21 protein-coding genes are annotated in these 23,412 nt (G+C 38.9%); 6 read left to right on the top strand and 15 right to left on the bottom strand.

What is annotated here, in order from left to right; all coding sequences use genetic code 11:
• Window positions 1-21: 21 nt before the first annotated feature.
• Together A3K93_RS04875 and A3K93_RS04870 are read right to left on the bottom strand one after the other, a co-directional pair.
• A complete protein-coding gene (locus A3K93_RS04875) occupies window positions 22-1,116 on the bottom strand; it encodes a fatty acid desaturase family protein (RefSeq protein ID WP_067729444.1) in 1,095 nt (364 codons plus the stop codon).
• Window positions 1,117-1,130: 14 nt separating this feature from the next.
• A complete protein-coding gene (locus tag A3K93_RS04870; RefSeq protein ID WP_067729442.1) occupies window positions 1,131-2,195 on the bottom strand; it encodes a ferredoxin reductase in 1,065 nt (354 codons plus the stop codon).
• 152 nt (window positions 2,196-2,347) lie between these two features.
• On the opposite strand from A3K93_RS04870, the gene fabR reads away from it, so the two are divergent.
• A complete protein-coding gene (gene fabR, locus A3K93_RS04865) occupies window positions 2,348-3,028 on the top strand; it encodes an HTH-type transcriptional repressor FabR (protein ID WP_067729440.1) in 681 nt (226 codons plus the stop codon).
• A 171-nt stretch (window positions 3,029-3,199) separates the two neighbouring features.
• Entirely contained in the window at window positions 3,200-3,487 is a 288-nt protein-coding gene (locus tag A3K93_RS04860) for a hypothetical protein (protein ID WP_067729438.1), read from the top strand.
• Between the two features lie 50 nt (window positions 3,488-3,537).
• Here A3K93_RS04860 and rapA read toward each other — a convergent pair whose 3' ends face one another.
• The 9 genes from rapA to A3K93_RS04810 all read right to left on the bottom strand — a co-directional run bounded on the left by rapA (window position 3,538) and on the right by A3K93_RS04810 (window position 13,585).
• Entirely contained in the window at window positions 3,538-6,375 is a 2,838-nt protein-coding gene (rapA, locus tag A3K93_RS04855; protein ID WP_067729435.1) for an RNA polymerase-associated protein RapA, read from the bottom strand.
• Between the two features lie 141 nt (window positions 6,376-6,516).
• A complete protein-coding gene (locus A3K93_RS04850) occupies window positions 6,517-7,161 on the bottom strand; it encodes an RluA family pseudouridine synthase (RefSeq protein ID WP_067729432.1) in 645 nt (214 codons plus the stop codon).
• A 133-nt stretch (window positions 7,162-7,294) separates the two neighbouring features.
• On the bottom strand, window positions 7,295-8,002 hold the full coding sequence (locus A3K93_RS04845) for a phosphopantetheine-binding protein (RefSeq protein ID WP_067729430.1): 708 nt from the start codon (window positions 8,000-8,002) through the stop codon (window positions 7,295-7,297).
• Between the two features lie 484 nt (window positions 8,003-8,486).
• The gene (locus tag A3K93_RS04835) at window positions 8,487-9,110 is read right to left on the bottom strand and encodes a hypothetical protein (RefSeq protein WP_067729426.1); all 624 of its coding nucleotides are present in this window, start codon (window positions 9,108-9,110) and stop codon (window positions 8,487-8,489) included.
• Between the two features lie 110 nt (window positions 9,111-9,220).
• Entirely contained in the window at window positions 9,221-9,634 is a 414-nt protein-coding gene (locus A3K93_RS04830; RefSeq protein WP_067731674.1) for a GlcG/HbpS family heme-binding protein, read from the bottom strand.
• 102 nt (window positions 9,635-9,736) lie between these two features.
• Complete coding sequence (locus tag A3K93_RS04825) at window positions 9,737-10,501, bottom strand: IS5 family transposase (RefSeq protein ID WP_067727941.1); 765 nt, start codon at window positions 10,499-10,501, stop codon at window positions 9,737-9,739.
• A 128-nt stretch (window positions 10,502-10,629) separates the two neighbouring features.
• Window positions 10,630-11,931, bottom strand: coding sequence for a glutamate-1-semialdehyde 2,1-aminomutase (gene hemL, locus A3K93_RS04820; RefSeq protein WP_067729424.1), 1,302 nt, complete (start codon window positions 11,929-11,931; stop codon window positions 10,630-10,632).
• Window positions 11,932-11,968: 37 nt separating this feature from the next.
• A complete protein-coding gene (gene thiE / locus A3K93_RS04815; protein WP_067729422.1) occupies window positions 11,969-12,589 on the bottom strand; it encodes a thiamine phosphate synthase in 621 nt (206 codons plus the stop codon).
• A gap of 612 nt (window positions 12,590-13,201) precedes the next feature.
• Window positions 13,202-13,585, bottom strand: a complete 384-nt coding sequence (locus A3K93_RS04810) for a DUF962 domain-containing protein (RefSeq protein WP_067729420.1) — start codon at window positions 13,583-13,585, stop codon at window positions 13,202-13,204.
• A gap of 325 nt (window positions 13,586-13,910) precedes the next feature.
• Between A3K93_RS04810 and A3K93_RS04805 the strand changes: the two genes are divergently transcribed.
• On the top strand, window positions 13,911-15,368 hold the full coding sequence (locus tag A3K93_RS04805) for a CYTH domain-containing protein (protein WP_067729418.1): 1,458 nt from the start codon (window positions 13,911-13,913) through the stop codon (window positions 15,366-15,368).
• Window positions 15,369-15,403: 35 nt separating this feature from the next.
• On the opposite strand, the gene A3K93_RS04800 is transcribed toward A3K93_RS04805, so the two are convergent.
• Together A3K93_RS04800 and A3K93_RS04795 are read right to left on the bottom strand one after the other, a co-directional pair.
• The gene (locus A3K93_RS04800; RefSeq protein ID WP_157883261.1) at window positions 15,404-16,165 is read right to left on the bottom strand and encodes an Lnb N-terminal periplasmic domain-containing protein; all 762 of its coding nucleotides are present in this window, start codon (window positions 16,163-16,165) and stop codon (window positions 15,404-15,406) included.
• A gap of 347 nt (window positions 16,166-16,512) precedes the next feature.
• Window positions 16,513-17,145, bottom strand: a complete 633-nt coding sequence (locus A3K93_RS04795; RefSeq protein WP_067729415.1) for a hypothetical protein — start codon at window positions 17,143-17,145, stop codon at window positions 16,513-16,515.
• Window positions 17,146-17,252: 107 nt separating this feature from the next.
• On the opposite strand from A3K93_RS04795, the gene A3K93_RS04790 reads away from it, so the two are divergent.
• Together A3K93_RS04790 and A3K93_RS04785 are read left to right on the top strand one after the other, a co-directional pair.
• Complete coding sequence (locus A3K93_RS04790) at window positions 17,253-17,648, top strand: DUF3144 domain-containing protein (protein ID WP_067729413.1); 396 nt, start codon at window positions 17,253-17,255, stop codon at window positions 17,646-17,648.
• A gap of 105 nt (window positions 17,649-17,753) precedes the next feature.
• Window positions 17,754-18,818, top strand: a complete 1,065-nt coding sequence (locus tag A3K93_RS04785) for an amidohydrolase family protein (RefSeq protein ID WP_067729411.1) — start codon at window positions 17,754-17,756, stop codon at window positions 18,816-18,818.
• A gap of 62 nt (window positions 18,819-18,880) precedes the next feature.
• On the opposite strand, the gene A3K93_RS04780 is transcribed toward A3K93_RS04785, so the two are convergent.
• Both A3K93_RS04780 and A3K93_RS04775 read right to left on the bottom strand, forming a co-directional pair.
• Window positions 18,881-21,643, bottom strand: coding sequence for a M16 family metallopeptidase (locus A3K93_RS04780; RefSeq protein ID WP_067729409.1), 2,763 nt, complete (start codon window positions 21,641-21,643; stop codon window positions 18,881-18,883).
• Between the two features lie 149 nt (window positions 21,644-21,792).
• The gene (locus tag A3K93_RS04775; protein WP_067729407.1) at window positions 21,793-22,617 is read right to left on the bottom strand and encodes a PhzF family phenazine biosynthesis protein; all 825 of its coding nucleotides are present in this window, start codon (window positions 22,615-22,617) and stop codon (window positions 21,793-21,795) included.
• A 167-nt stretch (window positions 22,618-22,784) separates the two neighbouring features.
• Here A3K93_RS04775 and A3K93_RS04770 point away from each other — a divergent pair, with 167 nt between their 5' ends.
• On the top strand, window positions 22,785-23,363 hold the full coding sequence (locus A3K93_RS04770; RefSeq protein ID WP_067729405.1) for a flavin reductase family protein: 579 nt from the start codon (window positions 22,785-22,787) through the stop codon (window positions 23,361-23,363).
• Window positions 23,364-23,412 lie beyond the last annotated feature (49 nt).

Genomic DNA, 23,412 nt, shown 5'->3' with positions numbered 1-23,412 from the left:
GGAGTTTTTTATTAGGACATTTTATTTCTTAAATGGGAAAGCGTATTTCACAATACGTTTAAGCACGCTGCCGTACTGTTTCACCAAACTTGCATTGTTGTAGTTCAAACCATATTTTTCACATACAGCTTGTACTTTTGGACCCATTTGACGATAACGACGCGCAGGTACATCAGGATACAAGTGATGTTCAATTTGATGGCTTAAATGACCAGTCAAGATATGGAAAAACTCAGAACCCGTTAAGTTTGAAGAACCACGGATTTGGCGCATATACCAATGACCACGGCTTTCATTTTCAAGTACCGATTTCGGGAAAACTTCGACATCTTTCGTGAAGTGACCACAGAAAATAATACTAAATGTCCAAATATTACGTAAACCATTTGCCACACAGTTACCTGCCAATACAGGTAATGCAGCAGGACCCGCAATGAGTGGGAAGAACACATAGTCTTTGAACAATTGCTTGCCAATTTTGCGTTGCATTGGTTTCCATTCTTCTTTGGTCTGCTCAGCAGTTTTACGACCTTTGAAGTATTTACCCAATTCCAAGTTTTGAATCGCTACACCCCATTGGAACAATAAGCAGAATGGAATGCTATAAATCGGTTGGAATAAATAGAATGGTTTCCAGCGTTGTTCTGGGAACAAACGCACCAAGCCATAACCAATATCATCATCCATACCTTTAATATTGGTATAAGTATGATGTTTATAGTTGTGGGTTTGACGCCAGTTATCCGATGTACCGACAATATCCCACTCGTAGGTTTGACCATTCAATTTAGGATCATTCATCCAGTCATACTGACCATGCATGACGTTATGACCAAGCTCCATGTTTTCCATGATTTTGGCAAAACCAAGTAAACCTGTGCCTAAAACCCATGCAGGTGGGAACCAGCCTGCAAACAATAATGCACGACCTGCAATCGACGAATAACGAATTGCAGAATAGACACGGCGAATATATTTCGCGTCTTTTTCACCTAAGTCATCCAACACTTCTTGTTTGATTGCATCGAGTTCACGAGCCAATTCAGCAAGTTCTACTTCACTTAATTCACGGTTTTTTGGATTTTTAAAATATTGGAATTTTACAGGCATATTCATAGGATAGAACTCGCTTATAGGTCAATGACTAAGTCAGTTTGCGCTGAATTCACACAGATTTTAAGCAAGTTACCTGGCTCTGCATTCTGTGCTCCGTTGACTAAATTTTTAGTAGAACCTTCCACTTTGTTGCAGGCACATTTATTACAAATACCCATACGACAACCGTGGTTTGGTTTAATATTTTGTTGCTCAAGACTGCTTAAAATTGACTGACCTTTTGGAATGGTCACGGTTTTATTGGTCTTGGTTAATATGATGTTGACGAAACCAATTTCAGATTGATCCACCAAGCTCATGCTAAATGCTTCAGTTTTTACCGCTTTGGCAGCGCTACAAATTTCTTCAACTGTGCTGACAAAACCTGAAGGACCACAGGCATATACTGTGGTTTGCTCTAAGTTTTGAGTATTGTCTAAATAAGATGCATTTATGCGTTCAGCAGGCTGTTCCGCTTGCGTAGCAAAGACTTTAAATGAAAAATCTGCGTGCTTATCTGCTATTTGCTGAAAACGTGCAACAAAAGCAGCATCTTGATTATTTTTAACCCAATACCAAAGCTGCACTGGACGATTAAATCCATTTTGTTTATTGAGTTCAGTCAATAAGCTTAGCATTGGGGTAATACCACTACCCGCTGCCAACAGTAATAATGGCGATGCATCTTGCGGCAACGTCATATCACCAAACGGTTGACCAAATTCAATGATGTCGCCTGTTTTAGCAGTATTGGCAAACCAGTTACTGATTTTACCTTTATTGACTTTTTTAACTGTCAGCAACACATGCTGATCATCAAGTTGAGTCAAGCTATAGCTACGTTCGTAACGAATACCATTCACAACAACATAAACTGGATGATGCTGCCCTGCTTCACCAAACTTAAATAAGCGGTTCACTTGAATCTTGAGACTGATTGTATCTGTCGCAGTCACTTCTTTGTGCACGATCTTGCCCAAAGGCTGATTCACAGACCATAACGGATTTAATTTTTGAATCCAAAAATTAATTGCATACTGGTCCACTACACTTTCAGTCAGTGCATCGAACGGCTTTTTAAGTTTTGCAATCGCATTCATCGGCATAAACATTTGTTGAATTTTTAATTATTATACACTTGTATATATATTTGTATATACATTTGTACTGTATCTAATTATTTCACAACCCTAAGCAGCTCAGTTATAATGATTTTAAGTCATGCACAAATCCAACGATGAACGAGTTTTCAATGAAAATAAGCAGTGATGCAGCATTACTTTCTTCTACGGATATGGAAGAAACAACGACATCTCGTAGTGTTGGACGCAAAGCAACCATTACGAAAGAAGAGCTATTTCAGGCGGCTCTAAATTTAATTGGTCCACAAAAAAGTATTGCCTCGCTCAGTCTGCGTGAAGTCGCACGTGAAGCAGGAATTGCGCCGAATAGTTTTTACCGCCACTTTAAAGATATTGATGAACTCGCGATTGAATTGATTGATCGTGCGGGTATTGTGCTGCGTAAAATTTTAAATGAATCTCGTCTACAAGCATCGAAACAGAACAGTATTATCCGTAGTTCTGTTGAAGTCTTTATCGCGCAGCTCGATGCCGATGAAGGCAATCTAAGTTTACTACTTCGCGAAGGCTATACGGGTTCTAACTCGTATAAACAAGCGGTAGACCGTCAGCTGAATTACTTTCAGCAAGAACTTCGTGATGACTTGATTCGCTTGGAACGTTTAAATAACAGTAAATTGCTACATCCTGAGATTGCAGCCAAAGCCATTACGCAATTGGTATTTAATATGGGTGCTCAGGTGATTGATATGGCACCTGAAGCGCGCAAAGAAATTGCTGAACAAACCATGATCATGATTCGTATGATTTTGGAAGGTGCACGACATTTAGATCAATCACAGATTCGATAAATCGTTAAAACATTAAAGATGCGAAAGCATCTTTTTTAATGCTTGTATTTCTACAAGTTTTGATTCGATGCATTTATTTTAAACGTGCCGAGCTTTCTATTCTGCATTACCACTACAATTATGATCAAATTCAGGCATTATAGTCATATGACATTAACCAAGGATGCTCACATGAGTGAAGACCCACGTGCCGATCAATTTATTGAAGAGATCCGCAACGCTTTAATTCAGATTTGGGATCCTAAAGGCGTAGCCAAAAAACCGGACTTACATGATGAATATGATGATTATTTAGAATTGATCTTAGATCATTTTGAAGAAGAATCAGCATGTGCTGATCGTATTGCAGATTTACTCCTGGCTATTGAACAAGAAGATTTTAAACAGAAACGTTCTGATCAAGCAGCAAAGCAAGCAGGCCATGCGATTTGGCAAGCCTTTGAGCGGTTTATCGCCTAAATCAAAAATAAAAAAAGCAGCTCGAAAGCTGCTTTTTTTACGTCTTTTAATTATGGTTTAACCACAACCATCACTTGAATCGCTTCTGGAGTCACTGATAAACCATCGAGCAAGCTCAAACCTTCTTTTTGCAGTTTTTGCAGACGTGAAATTTCATCTTCACGGATACTTGGGTTGAACTGTTTTAGGTAAGTCAAACGATCAATTTCATATTGCCACTTACTACCGTACACTTCTTTGGCTTGTTGCTTAAAGTTTGGCAATGCAGCTTTGGCAATTTCCAAAGCATCTTTATAACGTGCTTCGATCACATCACGACGTGCTTTCACCACTTGACGGCAGCTATTACCATCAAGGTGATGTAAATACGGTTTCAAAATTTCAGGCGCAATTTTTTGCGATAAATCCTGACCTTTTTCACTCAGTAACACACGTACCAACTGTTGTGGCAAGCTAGATGGCAAATTCAACGCTTTCGGTGCAACGACATCGACTTTAAACCAAACTTCAAGTAGTACAGAACCTTGTGGAAGTGCCGCAGACTTCAATACTGCAACGTTAGTACTACCAAAACCTTGAGTATTGATCATTTCCATCACAGATTCAGTGAATGGATGTTCAAGTGTCAAATACTGTGCATCCTCACGGATTTGTGCTTGATCGCGATAGAAGGTCGCAGTCATGCCTTCTTCGTCCAAAGTTAAACCTTGAACTTGCATTTGGTCGGTTGGTTTGATGATGACTGTACCGTTGCTTTGCTCATCAAAATCAATGTTGGTTGACGCCATAAAGCGTTTCATAAATATTGGCAAAGTCGTATTGTCATCGTAGTCTTCAAGCGCAGTCACAATCTCTTGTGCTACGATCGGACGGCAAGAATTGTACTCAAGCAAACGGTCACGACCTGACTGTAATTCTACTTCAAGTGCTTCACGTTGCACACTGACTTCTTCAAGTAAGTCTTCAAATTGTTGACCTTTGTCTGCAAGTAAACAGTCTTTTAAGTCGACAATAAAGTTTTCTTGCAGCGTTTGTGCAGTTGGAGAGATATTACCGAAGATATTTAAAGCTTCGTTATACCAGCGGAACATACGCTCTTGTGCAGTACCGACCAAATAAGGCACATGAATTTGAATACGGTTTTCTTGACCAATACGATCCAGACGACCAATACGCTGTTCAAGCACGTCTGGGTTAGCAGGCAAGTCAAACAGAATCAAATCTGAAGCAAACTGGAAGTTACGACCTTCAGAACCGATTTCTGAACACAATAGAATTTGTGCACCATAAGATTCTTCAGCAAAGTAAGCTGCTGCTTGGTCACGTTCAAGTAGGCTCATGCCCTCATGGAACATTGCAGTACGAATACCTGCATGCAGACGAAGAACATTCTCAAGTGCTTCAACCACTGGACCACTACGTGCAATTAACAATACTTTTTTGTGTTTTAAATCGACACGAAGTTTTTCCATGAGCCACATAACACGTGGATCAGTTTCCATCCAAGAACCATCAAGTTGTGATTCTTCAGGCCACATTTGTTCACGCAACTTACCATCCATTGACCAATTTGCTGGTGCAGGAAGTGGCGCAGGCTGACAGTCACGACCAGGGAAACCTTGGATCGCTTCACGGGTATTACGGAACAAAATACGACCTGTACCATGACGGTCTAATAATTCATGAATCGCACGGAAACGTTGTTCAGGCGTATCTTCAATACGTTGACCAAGTAAGCCTTCCAATGCATCAATATGTCCTGCCTCTAATGGCATATCAGACATCAGTACTTCTGCAATTTTAGCGGTTTGTTGATACTGTGTTTCTTCATCCAAGAAACGATCAAGCGAACTAAAACGTTGTGGGTCTAACAAACGCAGACGCGCAAAGTGTGATTCAACACCTAGTTGTTCTGGTGTTGCTGTTAATAACAAGACACCCGGTGTCTTTTCTGCAAGCTCTTCAACAAGGTCATAACGGTCATTACCGCCATCTTCTTCAGACCACATCAAGTGATGGGCTTCATCGACCACCAATAGATCAAAGCCTGCTTCTAGCGCTTGTTCGCGCAAGTCGTCATGGTCAATCATAAGATCGACAGAAGCGATAATGCGTTGTTCTGTGGTGAATGGGTTTAAATCAGGATCGTGTTCTTTAATAGAAGCTGTACGGGTCAAATCAAACAATGAGAATTCAAGATTGAAACGACGGCGCATTTCAATCATCCATTGATATTGAAGTGAATCTGGTACAAGCACCAAAATACGTTCAGAACGACCTGTTTTAAGCTGTTGATGAATAATCAAACCTGCTTCAATGGTTTTACCTAAACCTACTTCATCGGCCAGTAAAACACGCGGCGCGAAGCGTTTACCCACTTCGTGTGCAATATAAAGCTGATGTGGAATCAAGCCTACACGTGAGCCTACTAAACCACGAAGCGGACTGCTTTTCATATTGGCTTGCATCAGCAAGGCTTCAATACGCAAGTCATACCATTCTTTATAGTCAACTTGGCTTGCCAATAAACGATCAAGTGGTTTAGACAGTTGAATGGTTGCACCGATACGGGTTTCGTTTAAGGCTTTACGCTCTTCAGTACCATCTTCTAAGGTACGCACCACGTTATAGCGATACACGCCGTTACGGTCTTCAAATGACTCAACCAGCCATTTCACGCCTTCTTGGTCTTGTAGCTCATCTTTTGGATTGAACACAATACGAGATAAAGGTGCGTTGTTGCGTGCATATACGCGAGTTTCATCACTTTTTGGGAATAATATGCTGACCGAGCGCTCATCAACATCAATAAGAACCCCTAATCCGAGTTCTGTTTCTGTATCTGATAACCAACGTTGACCAATAGCAAACTGCTGCAATTTTTCCACCTTTATCTTTAATTCAAGATTGCGAATCTGATGCTCAAAAACAACATTTCATTTGAGCAAAATTTCACACCTTTAAGCAATATATTTTGACATAAAGCCCACCAAAAAGTGAGCATAATTCATGACGATTCAAATGTTTTTTCAAAATGGTGCTGGAAAATAAAATTCCAGAGCTTCATTTGAAATAGGATGTTGGAAACTCAAACGCTCTGCATGTAAACAAAGACGTGGCATCAAAACTTGGTGCGCGGGAGAGGCATATAACGTATCGCCGACAATAGGATGTCCTAAATACTGCATATGTACACGAAGTTGATGTGAACGACCCGTAATTGGTGTGAGTTTCACACGTGTTACTGGCTGCCCTTGAATTTCAAAATGTTCGACAGCCTGCCAATGCGTTAACGCAGGTTTGCTGTGATTTGGATCTGCAATATGCAGTGGAGGACGACTTGGATCATAAACCACAGGAACATCCACTGTGCCTTCCCCTGTTAAGGTTCCAACCACAATCGCCTGATAGATTTTATCGGTAAGTCGATCTTGGAATTGACGGGAAATTGATTTTTGACCTGCTTTGCTCAAGCCAAACACCAAAATACCCGATGTGTCACGATCAAGACGGTGAATGAGTAATGTTTTCGGCTCGACAGCCAATAAACGATTGATCATACAATCTTGTAAATCTGCTGTTTTACCCGGAACCGTGAGCAACCCTGCTGGTTTATGTACCACCATAAAGTCATCTTCACGATGTATCAGATGTTCGGTTAGAAAATTACTCAAAGTTCAATCCCAGACTGATCGTGCAAAACAAGGCGGCAATGATAGAAAGCTTAGACAAGAATTACAATGTTCAAAGCTATAAATGCCGATGGAATTTCCGATTTTGCCTGATATTTTTTTCGATTCCAGATATTCAGCGAATAGATTGCAAAATAAAACTCACCAACTCATGCAAAGTATTGTGTTCAAGGACATCTTCATAGGTGATATTCGCACCATGTGCGCGCCACAATCCGACTAATCCAACAACTGCGACAGAATCAAGTCCATAACTTTTTAGACTGACATAAGGATCAATTTCTAAAGCGTCCATTTCAATCGCCTCTGCAACCGCAAGCATAATTCCTTTGGTCGATAAAATATAATGTGACGGCGCATTTAAGTTCCATAAACGCATTAAGGTATAAGCATTCATATGATGCATACCTTGTGCAGTATTGTTATCGATCCATTGAATATGCTGTTCTTGGTGCGCCATTAAAATTGCGTCATCAATAATACATATCTGATCTGTAACGCTACTAATATGCGGCAAAATTTGTTTCAGCATTGGGCTGATTTCTCCTGCAATAATCAACTGTGGATGGGTTGAGACATATTCACCAAGCTGTTGCATGCCTTGCATAAGGTCATCGCCATACAAATCCACAATAGGTATATCTAAGGTCTTGGCACGATTGGTTAGTTGAACGAGGTTATTCATCAAATCAGAATCTTGAATGCCTGATTCAGCACGGAGGTTTTGTAATCCAACTAACACTAAAACTGAGTCAGTTGTTGATAGTTGCCATTTCGCTTGAGAGGGTGCGAATTGGATTTTTTTTGGCATGGGGTAAAGCATGGGAGACTCTAAACAGCAGAATTTTCTTTATTTTATCTGATAAAAGTTACATATTCTCAGCTTAGATTCAAACATCGTTTTATTTAAAAAATAATGAAAAATACTAAAACTCAATTTTTAGATTTAAAAATCATCAATACATTGAATTATATATTCGCTGTGTCCGTCCTGTTATATGCTTTAGCCATTTATTTAGCGGTGAATCAATATGAATTAATTTGGAAAATCTTGGCTATAAAACTTTGCCCTGCTGTATTTTGGTACTTATTCTTTAGCATGATGAGCACCTATTATTCTTGGTATCAACAGGAAAAAATAAAATTAGAGCAACATTCAAAACTTAAATCTATTTATAAACGCCATAAGTACCAACAGCAATGTCTTAGTTTTATCTTAGTCGTCATAATTATTTTACTTATATTTTTGCGTTCTAGGTAAATCGACTCTTTATTCGCTGATTATCTTTATAATTTTAGTAAATCATTTAATTAGAATTTATGAAATTACCTTTATTGATTCGATCAGGCGTCTGCCCATTTAGTGTATTCAACGTAATGCCTGAACCATGTATGGTATAGCCACCATATCCATGATCAACTTTATAAATCCGATGTTGTGTATTACTTCTATAGAACTGTGTCGAGTATCCCCAAAAACGATCTAAACCTTGCCAACTACCATCACCTGTCGCATATTCAACTACATACTCACCAAAAGGAACCAACGTTTCCACCTGATCATATTTTGGAAGTTGAACCACTACTTTTAATTCATTTGTATATTTATCTCGAAGAAGAAACACAGCATTCTGATCACTTGAAGTAAATTTAAATTTACCTTTTTGTGCACCATCAATAGGAAATTTATTCATTACATTTTTTATGAATGGCTGAATGTTTTGTGTATCAATCGTCTTTTGCTGCTCAGCATAATTTTGTATTTCTTTTAAGCCATTAACCTGCTGAGTATTGGAGTCTTGCTGACCGGTGGGGTGAAATAAATAATTCCTGTCAGGCTTAGATTCACTTTTATAGAAAAACAAAGCCGTAATCACAACAGCTATCAAAAAACCACCAAACTGATGTTGAGACGTTTTCTTATTTCTCATATGCCCCTCGAATTTAAATGATAAAAATATTTTTTCTTATTTTTATAATCATATAGATTCTGATCTCATTCGTTAAGATCAAAATCTATGCCTTTAACTTTATTTATTTTTTATATTTTTGCCAAGAACTTCTCAATCGCCTTCTGAGCAATTTCTGCATCTTGAAAAGAACGAACACCTGAAACACCCATGGCACCAACCAAATGCCCTTCATGCAGGATTGGCTCACCACCTTCAAGCATACCAGTAAAAGAATCCATGGTTAAAAAGCCCATTTGACCGCCTTTAATCAAATCCTCAAACAACTTTGAAGGACGGCGACTAATGGCAGAACATTTTGCTTTTTCTAAACACAAATTTGCAGTCATCGGCGATGCACCATCCATACGTTTCATCGCAAGCAAATTACCAGTTTCATCTACAACAGCAATACTGACATTGAAGTTATGTTCTATTGCATATTCATGTGCCGTATTTAATAAAAACTCAGCATCAGCCAATGTTAAATAGGGTTTGGTTTTCATTCGATCATCCATTTTCAAATTTACATCTCCCCCTAACCCTGAGCCATATATGGCGCAAGGGAAAGAAGAGAACCTTAAAATTAATTAGGGTCTGTTGACATTTCAAGTATAGAATTTACCCGATAAAGGTAGCCAAATAAATACACAAGCTAATGCAACTGCACCCTCATAGCTACACTTTAGCTTATCATATCGTGTTGCTATTCCTCTGAACTGCTTTAACCTACAAAATGCATTCTCAACTAAGTGCCTGATTTTATATAAATACCAATCCATATGGTCATTATTTGACTGTGTATTTGATTTTCTTGGAATATTAGCTTTAGTTTTTTTCGCAGATATTTGTTCCCTTAATGATTCAGAGTCATATCCCTTGTCTGCACAACATACTTCCGTTTCACTCAAATCCAGTTTTTCAATCATTTTTGGAGCAATCTTGACGTCATGCGTCGTTCCATCGGAGATAATAATTTCAATTGGATTGCCATCTGCATCAACAGCTAAGTGTATTTTAGAACTATTTCCACCAATGCTTTTAGAAATATCCTGATCTTTTATTCCAGCAGAATGTTGGTGTGCCCGAACATGACTACCGTCAATAAAAACCCATTCCATATCAGCATTTGAAGAAATTAATTTAAATACTTTCATTAGCTTATCATTTTTACACCAACGATTATATTTTTTAAATATTGAGTTATACGAACCAAATTCTTTAGGCAAATCACGCCAAGGACAGCCTGTTCTTATTCTATAAAGTATGGCTTCGACAAAATTTCTCAAATTAGATTTGAAATAGATATCAAAATTTCGGAAAATAGAAAGTAACTTAGACCAGTGTTGATCATTCAGCATTGTACGAGGCATAGCGAGAGTAAAATTGGGTTTGGCGATTTAATTTTACTACCTCGCTATTTTTTTAAGCAACAAATGTCAACAGACCCTATTTAAGCGTTCCCTCCTTTTATAAAGGAGGGCTAGGGAGGATTTACAAGTTAAGCCTTCATTTCCGCAAAAGTCTCTTTCGCAGCTTGAATTGTAAATTCAATATCTTCATCACTATGCGCTGCTGAGAAGAAACCTGCTTCGAATGCAGAAGGTGCAAGGTTCACACCACGTTTTAACATACCGTGGAAGAATTGACGGAATGCTGCAACATCACATTTCAACATTGAGTCAAAACTTGTAATGTCATCTTGGTCAGTAAAGTAAATACCAAACATACCGCCTACTTGTTGCGTCTTAAATGCAACACCCGCGTCTTTCGCAGCCGCTTCTAAGCCTGCAAGAAGTTTTGAAAGTTGAGCTGTTAAGTTTTCATAGAATCCATCTTGGCGGAGGTGTTTAAACATCTCGATACCCGCACGCATTGCAAGCGGGTTGCCCGACAATGTCCCTGCTTGGTAAACACTGCCTAATGGCGCGATACATTCCATGATTTCACGTTTACCACCGAATGCACCGACAGGTAAGCCAGCACCAATGATTTTCCCTAAAGTGGTCAAATCGGGTTTAACGCCATAATGCGCTTGTGCACCGCCAAGACCCACACGGAAACCTGTCATCACTTCATCAATAATAAATACAGAACCATGCTCATCACATACATCACGAATTGCTTGTAAGAAACCATCAATTGGCTTGACCAAGTTCATGTTGCCTGCCACAGGTTCAACAATCACACCTGCAATTTCAGAACCGAATTTAGCAAAGCATTCTTTTAAAGTTTCGATATCGTTATATGGAAGTGTCAAAGTGTGTTTTGCAAAGTCAGCAGGTACACCCGCAGAAGTCGCTTCACCTTCACCTTTGGTTAATAAACCTGAACCTGCTTTTACCAATAGTGAGTCTGAGTGACCGTGGTAACAACCTTCGAATTTTACAATTTTGTCACGACCTGTATAACCACGTGCCAAACGAATTGCAGTCATGGTCGCTTCTGTACCTGAGTTGGTCATACGAACCAATTCAATTGATGGCATAATTTCGCAGATAATATCTGCCAAAGTTGTTTCATGTACGGTTGGTGCACCAAAACTTAAACCATCTAAAGCCGCTTCTTGAACCGCTTTAATAATATCTGGATGCGCATGACCTAAGATCATTGGTCCCCATGAACCCACATAGTCAACGTAACGTTTACCATCGACATCAAAAAGATAAGCACCTTGAGCTTTCTCAATAAAAACGGGCGTACCACCCACACCGTTAAAAGCACGTACAGGTGAGTTCACACCACCTGGGATATGTTTATTTGCTTGTTTGAACAATTGTTCTTGCTTAGGAGATAAGCTCATCGTTGCTCTCTACTCAAAATTTAAAAAATAAAAAGAATTATGCTGTCGCTTGAAAGAGTGCAGACCATTCATCCAAACGCTCAGGAATTAAATGCATCGGACGACCTAATATATCACTAACCACAACACAGACGTCAGCACCCGCTTCAATCACCTCTTTGGCATTTTCTACCGTTAAGCCACCCACAGCACAGACAGGCACATTAAATTTGCCTTTAGCAGCTTTAAGAATGTCTAGACCAATGCTTTTTGCTTCAGGTTTAGTTTGCGTTTCATAGATCGCACCAAAGCCAATATAGCTTGCACCATCTGCAACAGCCTGTTCAGCAAGCTCAAGTGAGTTATAACAGCTACGACCAATCAATACATTTTTAGGCAAACGTGCAACAGCTTCAGAGACAGGACTGTCATTTTGACCTAAATGCACACCAGTGCCATATTGCACTGCAAGTTCTAAGTCTTCGTTAATAACAAAATGAACTTTGTATTGCTTGCATAAGTCGCGCATATATTCAATTTCGTAGGCTTGGTCTTCTTTTGTGACTTTTTTACGGCGATATTGCAAAACTGATACACCACCGTTTGCCATTACGCCTTCGAGTTTAGCCAATAAAAGTTCGATAGGATCATCATTGGTAATGAGATATAAACCGCGCATAACCGTCTTCACACAATAAAATATGACTTATTATAGGCAAAACTAAATTTTAATCATTGTTTTAGTTGTACATTTATTTTGAATATTTCTATAAAAATTTGATTGTGCATCTTATGCGAAATTCAGTGATTGATTGAAAAATACCCAATTCTAGGGATGTAACCCTTAAGGTATATCCACTTTAATAAGCTTGATTCAGTTCAAGCAGCCCGCTTTCTGTTTCGCCCTCTTAATATCACTCTTAGGGAATACGCTGATTTTGTGGAGAAATCAGTTCCCTGAAGTGATTTTTTTAATGATTTTGAATTAAGTCAAACGCATTAACATAGGTCGTAGGTTTGAACTTAAAACATTTGCAAGCTTGGTCTATTTGTCTTTGACGATTTTTTTGGGGAAGAGTTCAAAGTACAAATAGGCTATTTTTTTTGAAAATTCTACTTTTGAAACTACATAAAAAAAGCCCAGAGAGGTCACTCCAGGCTTGGAAAACTTGTGTAATCAGCGTGTTAAAAAAGCATCATTACAAAATATACTTCATTAATAGAATATTCGCTCTATAGTTGCAAGCAAAATTTTTAGATCACACAGGTCATTTTTAAATATTCCGATGATTTAACTCGGAATTTTATCAAAGGCGCGGTCAAGTAAACTCAAATTGCCCTTTAATACATCTGCAAACATTTTCCAGTCTGAAATAAAGCTATAGACAGGTTGTTTAAAACTTGCGGGCTTGTTCTTCTCAAAAATAAAATGCCCTACCCATGCACAGGCATAGCCTGATGCCAAACCGTATAAAAAATACTTTGATTTACGTTGTACAATGGCCTTAGTAAAGAAAAATAAGCCAATACTGCTGCCCGCTACATGCAGACGGCGACTCATAATATTTCGATGTTCAGTTAGATAAAAACGGTAAAAGTCTGGGTAATGTTTAATAGGCATCCGAAGCTGTGGTTCAGGATCATAGTCATATGACGGTTGTACTTGTGCATTCATGGCATCATCTCGACGTTTTTTCTTCACCTTAGCTGATAATTTAAACAAAGAAAAGATGAATGTTGCATCATTTATGAATGATTAATCGACCATAATTCTGAGTTTACTTCATTACAATCTATTGAAAATAAAAATATTTTAATAAGCCATATAATTTAATCAGTACTCTTCTGCCTTACGTCAAGTCTTACATCACACATTTATTTCGTTACAATCTGTGGCAGATGAATCAGAACAATTGCTGCATCAGATCGCACAAAATCATCTTATTTTTATTTAAAACGCTTGATTAGCATTGTTAACTTTATATGTCAGGACATTATCCATGGTTGAAGTTGAGCTCAAATTTCAAATTCCAGAAGCACGTCGTCAAGCCTTATTAAAAGCATTAGATCCAAAAAAAACAGAGAAAATACAACTTCAAGCTAAATACTTCGATACGCCTGATCGCCAATTATCACAGAGCGGTGCTGCACTGCGTCAACGTTTGGAAGGCACGCGCTGGGTACAAACCCTGAAAGCTGCAGGTAAGTCGCACATTGAGCGCTTTGAACACAACCATGATTTTGGTGAACTTGAAAGCGCGCCTGATCTTGCACTCGACATTTATCAAACAGATGCTCAAGCTACTCAAATTCTTCAACAAGCCTTAGGCGATGATTTCTCTCGCCTTCAGCTGCAATTTGAAACCGATATTCAACGTACATTGCGCGTGATTGAATACCAAAATGCAGAAATTGAAGTCAGTCTCGATATTGGTGCTGTACGTACATTAAATGCCGAGCAAGAGATTCATGAAGTAGAATTCGAACTTAAATCGGGTTCAATTCAGAGCCTACTTGCCTTTAGTGCAGAATGGGTGAAGAAATATCAGTTATGGCTTGATGTACGTAGTAAAGCTGAATTTGGAAACTTACTTTTACTCGGTCAAAAAGTGAGTCCAGCAGCGTATGGCAAAGAATTACAAATCAGCAAAAAAGACAGTGCAAGCAAGAATTTAAGCTCATTCATTGCACAACACATGCAGCATTTTTTACCGAATATTGCTGCAATTTCTGCACAAGTGGCTGAGCAAGAGCATCTTGATGAAGCTCAAACTGCGCTTGATCATTTGTACTTAAGCATTTTGCTGTTTAAAGACTGGCATAGTGGCGTATCTGATAAATGGGGTTATCAATTGGCTGCGTTTAAGCAGCAATTTGAAAACCTTAAACATTTACGTCATATGAAAGAAACTTTAGGTGCTTTCTTACAAAATCCAACGACGGCGACCAATTTAGAAAAAGACATACTTTACGCGCGGGAAAAACTCATTCAATTGGTAAAATCTACCTTGAATGTGCATCATTATCTTGAATTGCTGATTTTCAGTTTGTCAGAAGATACTGCACCTAGCCAAGATTTAAAAACTGCCGCTCAACATACCTTACAAAGCCAATATAAAGCTTTGCAAGATCAACTGAATGCTACAAGTAAGAATGATTTTGAAAATTTAGACTTACTGGCTGCACGTATTCATGAACTGAAATTTAGCTTTCCAATTTTAACAACTATTTATGATGTTAAAAACTTGCAGAAATATAGCAAGGCATTAAATGACGCATATATTGCAGCGATGGAATATCAAACCCTTGCCTCTTCCGTTGCTTATATTCAGCAAACCGAATTAGAAGCCAGTGACTGGTTTGTACTCGGTTGGCTCACTGCAAAACAGGAAGTCTATGCAGAACGTTTAGTTGAAGCGACGGAACAATTCTTAGTAAGTCGAAAACTGATTAAGTAATTGAAACATCTCAAGACTGTTTGATGTCTTAAAATCTAACGAATATCTTGTCTGATTAACTTGGAAAATGGTATATCTAGATCATCAGGCCCATTTTTCAAGTGTTCTGTTTTTGGATTCACATGATTGCGTTGTTTCCATTCCTCTACGGTTAAAGACGGAGCTAACTGACCATAATCATGCAAATACTCAGGCAATAAACCGGGCAGCACCACGCGATAATCCCGTGGAACACGTCCAACCGTATATTCGACCAAGTCAAAAAGAATGGTGGTGCAATTGCTCACCAATGTGTTGTACCAACGCGGTTGATTATTCAGTCGATTGGCTTTATTAAGATATTCCAAAAATAAAATCTGCATTTCATTCTTTTGCATCGTAATTGGGTAAATATAGACATCTTCATCACGAATATTGGTTCGGGCGTAAATCACATCATTTTCATCCCCTACAACCAATGCCAATTCATACTGCCTAAAGAAACCACCAATCGTGGAGAAACCTTCATCTTTTTCTTGCCTAACTTCCAATGAAAAAGCCAAATGCTCGCCATTTTTAAACCCAAAACTCATAAAGACATGTGCCACAGGGCCAGGGATAAAATGTGAAACAATTAAATCAACTTGATTGATATCTTCTAATGAATAGCGACGTGTTTCCCATTGGACTTGGTAATCGTCTGGCGTATGCCAAATAAAATTACGTACGTTTTGAATCTCAACTTGACCATCGACGAATTGATATTGAATGATTTTATCAACCTCTGGTTGCCATTGCCGATCATTACGCGGAACCAAGCAGAAAAACACCAGTAACGAGATCAGAAATGTCAGCCAGTAAATGAAATGCACGTAGGGTGAAATAGAACTGAATTTGTTAAATTGAAATAAGTTGACAATACTCAGTAAAAAAACAAAAGTAATCAGCAGAATTGAACTAATCATCCCCCAAGGCCGATGGATCCATATCAATAGACACATCCATAAACTACACAGACAAACTAAAACCAAATAAGCATATCGGGGAATTTTTCTCATTATCTGTTCAGCGCATTTTTAATTCTCTGTTTATTTATAAAATGCGCTGAACCTATTGCCTACCATGTATTTGTAAAATGGGGTATATCTGTTGTATCAAGCATCCATTAGCGATATTTACCAAAGACTTTCCATGTATTGTTATCCGCAAGCGGATCACTATAACTATCGCTACGTTGCTTGCGTGGTTTATCACGTGCATCCACCAATTCAAAATCTTCTTCTACACTCAGCACAATACCGTTCACATAAAAACGGGTACGTGTATATTCAGATTGTTTGTGTTGAAACACATAAGTACGTAAATCAATAAATTCGCGATGCGCCACCAATGCCGCGGTATCATCACTATCTAACCACTGCTGCATCGCCTGAATTTGTGCTGGTTCAAACTGACCACATTTGTCGATTAAACTGGCAATGCCACGAAAAGTTTTCGATTCTTTGGCTCGGGTTTTATTGATGCGAATACGGTCAACATGAAAATAGAACAGCGGCAAATTAAGATGACTCGGTAAATGCACAGCATCTACAATTTCATCTTCCATAAAGGGTTGAAATAAATCCTGTGCCCGTTCAATCAAACCCAGCCATTGACGATAATATTCATCGACCTGATCTTTGGTTCCATAATAAATCGGCAAACCTTCGACATTGGCGAGACTTGCAGGTGGCCAAATATTTTGACGCAGTAAGGCAATGTCACTTTTTAAACTTTGTACCGCAATTGCATCTTGCATGATATCAATCCCACACTTAGGCTATTTTTAGATTAAGTGAAAGGTTTAGTTTCTGCAAGGCTTTGCCTATAATTAGCGATTGAGATTTTATTGTTAGGAACAAATTCATGGTTCAAAAGATTGAAGCAACCGATGTTACCGAAGAAGAAGCGTTAAATGCGGCATTCTTTGAACGTGCTGATGAATTTATTAAACAAGCCAATGAATTTTGCCGTGTAGAAAAAGGCTCGCAAGAAAAACCTGATGAAAAACGCGGTCAAGTCAGTGCTGCAATGCTGTTTGGTACTGCCCGTTTCAATACATGGGTTGCTGCAAATAACTTTAAAGACGGCGAAGAAATGCGTAATGCTAAAGACCAAGTGATGTCTTATATCTTGCAACAATTCCAAATGATGCTTGAAGACAATTACGACGAGTATTGTGAGCAATTTGAAAACTACTTACGTTTCCGTCGTAATGAAGAATTCCATGCAAACAAGCATAATCACGACCATAACCATTAATTTTAAAAGCCCTTCGGGGCTTTTTTCATGCCTAATATTCCGATTGACAGTTGTCTAAATATTCAGCATAAATAAAGTGATTATAAAAATGAATATGATTTCAACATGCAGAATATCCCCTTTTCAATTATCGATGCGCATATCCATCAATGGGACCCTTACCATACCCCTCATGCAGCTGCATTCGCCGTTAAACTTTTAGGCAAACATCCCAAATTACTCGATCGACTTGTACGTCTGATCAAACCCAAAGCTGTGATTGAAACCATTGGATTAACCGAGCACATTACAGCGCCTTATTTACCTCAAGACTATGCCCATGACATTGGTCATTATGTGATAGATAAAGTGATTCATGTTGAAGCCAGTTGGCATGAACATAAAGGCACAGGCGTCGTCAATGAAACACGTTTTATTGAATCACTTCCTTTTCATGAAACATCAATTCAATTGGCAGCCATTGTGGCAACAGCAGATCCGCGTCAAAAGAATTTTAAAGAGATTTTGCAGATGCATCAGGAAGCCTCAGATAAGTTTCGTGGTATTCGAAAAATGGCTGCTGTTCATCCCAATAAAGCGGTGTATGCATGGGCAGATGAACCGCATTTATATAAAAATCCCAAATTCTTAAAAGGCTTTGAGCACCTTGCACATTTAAACCTGAGTTTTGATGCGTGGGTCTATTCAAATCAAATTGAGGATGTCATTTATTTGGCGCAGCAATTTCCACAGACACCGATTGTGCTCGATCATTTGGGAACACCCGTGGGGATGTTTGGAACGGTGGGAAAACGTACTGGGCGAAGTGAAAAAGAACGTCAGTATATTTTTGAAAAATGGAAATTTGATTTGGCACGTTTGGCTGAACTGCCCAATGTCTATAGTAAGGTATCAGGCTTGTTTATGCCGGTTCTCGGTCATCGTTTTCATCAACAACAACGTCTTGCAACGAAAGATCAAATCTTGTCTTTGGCCTACCCACTTATTCAACATGCATTCGACTGCTTTGGAGCCAAGCGCTTAATGTTTGCATCCAACTTCCCAATGGATTCTGTCAGCACAGATTTGGTCTCAATCATAGACGCGTTTAGCGACATTATTCATACTCTTAACCCGAATGCATTAGCACCGATCTTCCGAGAGAATGCTGCAGAATTTTATCGCTTGTAAACTGTATTTTGGCTTTTTACACCAAAAAAAATCCTCCCCGTAGGAGGATATTTTTATTCTAATTACTTTATGGCTTGTCCATATTGGTCCGCCATGACTTCAACCAGATGTTCAGGCTTAATATATCTTTGAATGACACGATCAATATCAGCTTTGCTGAGCACAGCTAGGGCTTTATCGCGTTTTTCACGATAGAGTAAATTACGATCTTTCTCTAATTGTGAACTCAACATGCCATGAATACGGCGTTCATCCTCAAGTGCAGTGACACGCTTTTTCAATATGTTGGCTTTTGCAGCCTCAACTTCCTGTTCGGTCACACCACGCTGTAGAAGCTCATTTAACACCTTGTGAACAGCTTGCGACACTTGTGCGGATTTACCCGCAGTATAGTTTGCATCAATACCCAATGCGCCGACATTTTCAGTATCACTAAAATTCATCCCTGCGCTAAAGCCATAAACCAACGCATTTTTCTCACGAAGCTCTTGGGCTAATCGAGAAGACAATTGCGATTCTCCCATAATATGACGTAACACTAGAAGTGCTGGCACATCTTCATGATCATCGCCCACTGGCATGGTTAACGCCGCAGTATAGCTACCAAATTCACGTTGTTCAGAGAGTACATGGTGCTTCTGTGCAGGATACGCGGTGTACCCAGTAGTTAAAGGCGAATAAGGTTCTTGGGTTTTCCATGCAGCAAATTGGTTTTGAATCAATTTCTGCATGGCTTTCGGTTTAAATTCACCGGTCATTGCAATACGTGTGCGCTGCGTTGCAAAGAAACGTTGATATAACTGTTTTACATCCTCACGCGTTGCTGCCTTGTACTGCTTGATTGCAAAATCAGGTTCAAAATGATAACGCAAATCCCCTGGTTCATATTTTTCAACTAAACGGCTTAAGGTTAAACCTGCGACAGTATCAGGTTCTGTATACGGTCGATCTAAACTCGCTAAAGTTTGAGATTGAATCAAATTAAACTGGGTTTGTTCAAAAATTGGATTTTTGAGTACATCTAAAATGTATTTAAAGTATTCCTCGAAATTCTCTTTTTTTGCTGAAATTCGAATCTTTAAACCATTTCCCGCAGCACTGACTTGCGCACTACCACCGACTTCGATGGTTTTATCCGAAATCTGCTGCAAACTTTGCGTATTAGACGCTCGCAGAATTAAATAACTCATTAAATCGAGTATTTCTGCCTTATTTTTTAATGTTTCAGCTGTCCCGAAATCCATATCTATACTGGCATAGACTTTATCATCGCGTGTATTGGTTGGAAATAACGCATATTTAATGCCGTTCTTTAAGCTTCCACGCTGAATCTGCTTTTCTTTTGCCACCAAATATTGTTTAGAGGCTTTGACATATTGCTGAACTTCCGCCTGATATTCAGAAACATCTTTGAGCGGCTCTTCATTTGCTACTTGTTGATCTAAAGTCAGTTTAGACTCTTCTTTTAACGCCTGGTGCGCTTTCTTTTGATCTTCCGGAGTGGGTTGAATATTACCGGTTAAACGATTTGATGATTTAAAAAATGCTTGATAAATCTGATTAGCATCTTCAACTTTTAGATTTTGCACATCCTGTAAATCTTTAAAATATTTAGACCAGTCACCGTTATAGGCAACCAAATAATCGCTTAAACGTGATCCAATCGCTGCTGCGTTATTTTTAATATTTTCCGCTTGGTTGCGGGTCATATTTTTAACACGATTAAGCTCAGTTTCATTAAAGCCCTTGGCTTGTTCAACACCATGAATTAAGGCTTCATTGATCTTTGCAGCATCGTGACTTGGTGCATAAACTGCCCCCATAAAGACCATATTAAAATCTTTATCGAGCCAACTTGTTGATTGCACAGCTGTCGCCTTGCCTTCTTCTACAATACCCTTATACAAATGCCCACTTGGCTGCAATGTAAATAGCGTTGGTGCAAGTGCAAGCGCCTGTTTTACCTTTTCATCATTCGGCGTTAAATACACATTAAATTGGGCAAAATCACTGCCTTTTTTGACCGTGAATTGACGCGGTTGAATACTTTCAGGCTTGAAACTTGGCACTTTGGCTTGAGCTGGAATTTCACGCGCTGGAATAGCGCTAAAGTCCTGATCAATCTTTTTTAAGACTTCAGCTTTATCAAATTTACCTGAAATCACCATATAGGCATTATTCGGCGCATACCACGTTTTATAGAATTGATTCAGTTCATCAATCTTGATCGATTGCAATTCTTGTAAATCACCTATCGGTAATCGACCTAAATATTGATTGCCATAAGCAGATTTAAAGATTTGATCCATTAACACTGAAAATGGCTGATCTAAACGGATTTCACGCTCACGCTTAACAATATCAATCTCTTTCGGTACATGCTTTTGCTGTAACACCAATTTATCCATACGCTCCGCTTCAAGTAAAATTACTTCACGAATGGCTTGCGTTTCTGGGCGGATAATATTGGTATATTTAGTGGCGTAGTAATCCGTGCTGGCATTGGTCGCCAATGTATATTGATCAAGACGGCGTTGAAATTCATCGCCTTGAATATTTTGTGTACCTTTAAAGGCTAAATGCTCAAGTAAATGTGCCAACCCACCTTTGTTCTGCGGATCATTAAGAGAGCCTGTTAAATACACCGTATTCATAAAGACTTTATTTTCTTTATCATTCGGTGCCAAAATGATTCTTAAGCCGTTATTTAATTTATATTCTTCAATATTTTGTTCAGCTTTAACGAAAATCGGCTGGGCGAAGAGTGATGATGAAGCACATGCGAACAATATAGATAATGATAAAGTCTTGAAACGTAATTGCATTATTTACTCTTAATTTAAACCTGTGAATATTGTTATTCGATGGCTATGGTAATGAACTGCCATTCTTGTGAATAGTGTCTTTTTATTAAAACAGTACACTGCCTATACAATGCACTGTCATCGGGTGAAGCGAACTTAAGCCAGCTACATTAAAGATAAAGCTCTGCAATCATATATAACTTGCCATAGCCTGCCACCTCAATACGACCTTCCCCTTTCAGTTCACAATGTAGAATCCCACCACGCGCTGAAGCTTGATAAGCCGTCAATGCCGTCTTATTCAACTTTTTCGCCCATAATGGTGCTAGACCTGTATGCATTGAACCTGTTACAGGATCTTCATTAATGCCTTTATGTGGCGCAAAATAACGTGCAATATAATCATAGCTCTGCTCAGCGCTGGTAATGGCCAAATCCAAATCGGCTGCAGTAATCGCTGTGCTTTTATATGACACATGCGCCAACTGTGCAATTTTTTCAAAATTCGGTTGAGCACGTTTTACATCTTCTGCGGATTTACATACCAAAATAAACGCTTGTGGATTGACATACACCGCTTCAAATGGAACATCGACCAGTTCATTTAACAATTCAGGATAGTCGTCAATTTGTACAGGTTCACGCACAGGAAAATTCATACGAATCTTGCCATCATCATCTTGAGTGACAACAAAGATTCCTAAATCTTTGACATGAAATTGAATGGTTTTTTGAGCGGTATAATCTTTAAATAAAACAAAACTACTCGCCAAAGTTGCATGACCACAAAAATCAACTTCCACTTTGGGTGTAAACCAGCGGATTTCATAGTTAGTATCATCCACCACACGCACAAATGCAGTCTCAGCAAGATTATTTTCAAAGGCAATGTTCTGCATTAAATCGTCTTCAAGCCACTCGTTGGTTACCACGACTGCAGCAGGATTACCTTTAAACAACTCTGTGGTAAAGGCATCAACTTGATACATTTTCATGCAAATATTCCTTTTGGTGTACTCATCACATCATACCTAATTTATCGATTCATCATGTTCGAGTTTTCATTTTCAAATACGAGATGGATATTTGCTATCCAACATTTTGCACTACAGAACCTTGCGTAAACTCGATAAGATATTAAAAACACTATTATGGATGAGCAATGAAGCCACATATTCGCCCAGTGCCTTTAGAAAAAGCCTATCGACTGATTACACACGGCCCTACCGTTTTAGTTTCCGCACAGGACAATCAATATACCGATGTCATGGCTGCAGCATGGGCGTGTGCACTTGAGTTTAAGCCTGCCAAAGTTACTGTCGTGTTGGATAAAAGCACCAAAACGAGAGAAATTATTGAACAATCAGGCTATTTTGCACTTCAAGTCCCTACACTCAAACAGCTTAAAATGGTGTACGCCTTAGGCAATATGAGTCTGCACGATGCACCTGAAAAACTCCGTCATGCAGGTACAAATTTATTCCAGTTTAAAGACGCTAACATTCCTGTAGTTGATGGCTGCTCTGCATGGCTATTATGCAAATTAATCCCTGAATCGCACAATCAACAGCAGCATGATTTATTTATTGGTGAAGTCATTGCAGCTTATGCTGACGAGCGTGTGTTTAAAGACGGGCATTGGAACTTTCAAGATGCAGATCTAGAATGGCGCAGTATCCATCATGTTTCAGGTGGACATTTTTATACCATTGGTGATGCTGTTTCGGTTGATGAAGCTTAATGCGCTTCATCGCGGCACATTTATTTCATCCTATGCTTGTTGTCATACA

The sequence above is a fragment of the Acinetobacter sp. NCu2D-2 genome (assembly GCF_001647675.1).
Classification (GTDB): domain Bacteria; phylum Pseudomonadota; class Gammaproteobacteria; order Pseudomonadales; family Moraxellaceae; genus Acinetobacter.
Note: the sequence above shows the minus strand (reverse complement) of the source record. Positions and strands in the feature narration are given on the sequence as shown.